Genomic DNA, 1,176 nt, shown 5'->3' with positions numbered 1-1,176 from the left:
CCCGAAACCGGTGCTATGCTGGGTATTCCCGTTGCTACATATGTTTCTAGAATAGCTGAGCTAGATGAATCGGGCATTACAATCGAACGCGAAGTGGAAGACGGAAAGGAAATATGGAAGCTACCCCTACCTTCGCTTGTTTCGGTGACTAAGGATGTCAATGAACCCAGACTCCCTACCTTGAATGGAAAGAAACTCGCGAGAAACGCATCAGTAGAGAGGATCGGCAACGATTTTCTGGAATTAGATCCATCTGAGATCGGCTTGAAAGGATCACCCACAAGGGTAGTAAGAATAGGAACCCCGAAGCTCTCTAGGAAGGTAGAGATGTATGAGGGAAGCAGTATCAGAGACGGAATTGATGAAATAAAAAAGAGGTTGGCACCCTATCTGGAGGTGAACCATGAGTGATCTCCTGGTAATCGCAGAAAGAAGAGGAAATGAAATTCACTCAAGTACATTTGAACTACTTGGAAAGGCAAGGGAGTTATCCATAAAGCGGCCTCTTACGGTTTCTGTAGTGGTTCTTTCCGACAAGCCTGTCGAAGAGGAATCGGCTTACGCTCTCTTCTCTGGAGGGGCAGATCGAATTATCCTGGCAGTGGATAGAAGCTTCTCCAGATTCAATTTCGAACCATACACTAAGACTCTGGCTTCTATAGTAAGAGAGTTCGCTCCAGAGATCATACTTGCACCGGCCACAACTTCAGGCAGAACCTATATGCCCGGGCTGGCGGCTCTCTTGAAGACTGGCCTGACGGCCGATTGCACCGGCCTAGATATAGAAGAGGAAACTGGAAATCTTCTTCAGACAAGACCTGCCATAGGCGGCAACATAATGGCGACGATAAAGACCCCGAATCACAGGCCTCAGATGGCCACCGTGAGGCCCAAGACATTCTCGGCTCTGAAGGAAGCGTATGAAAGCAAAAGTGAACTGGTTAACTTTGAAGTGACTCCAGATTTGACCCAAACTGAAGCAAAACTAATCGAGTTTCATCCAATAGGAGCGGGGCAGAAGGGAGTTCAGGACGCCGAAGTGATAATCGCCGGAGGCATGGGACTTCGAAAGGTTGAAAACATGGAACCGATCTTCAGGCTTTCAAAAATGATCAACGGAACCGTTGGCGCTTCAAGGAAGATCGTTGATTCGAAGTGGATAGGACACGAAGCTCA

The 1,176-nt window shown here is 47.8% G+C and carries 2 protein-coding genes; both read left to right on the top strand.

Annotated elements, in window-relative coordinates; genetic code table 11:
* A partial coding sequence (locus BG32_RS10965) for an electron transfer flavoprotein subunit beta/FixA family protein (RefSeq protein WP_409072659.1) occupies positions 1-411 on the top strand: 411 nt, incomplete at its 5' end.
* Positions 404-1,176 (top strand): electron transfer flavoprotein subunit alpha/FixB family protein (locus BG32_RS10960; protein ID WP_147434978.1); only part of this gene is annotated, 773 nt, incomplete at its 3' end. The genes BG32_RS10965 and BG32_RS10960, both read left to right, overlap by 8 nt.

Source organism: Mesotoga sp. HF07.pep.5.2.highcov (genome assembly GCF_003666285.1).
Classification (GTDB): Bacteria; Thermotogota; Thermotogae; order Petrotogales; family Kosmotogaceae; genus Mesotoga; species Mesotoga prima.
Note: the sequence above shows the minus strand (reverse complement) of the source record. Positions and strands in the feature narration are given on the sequence as shown.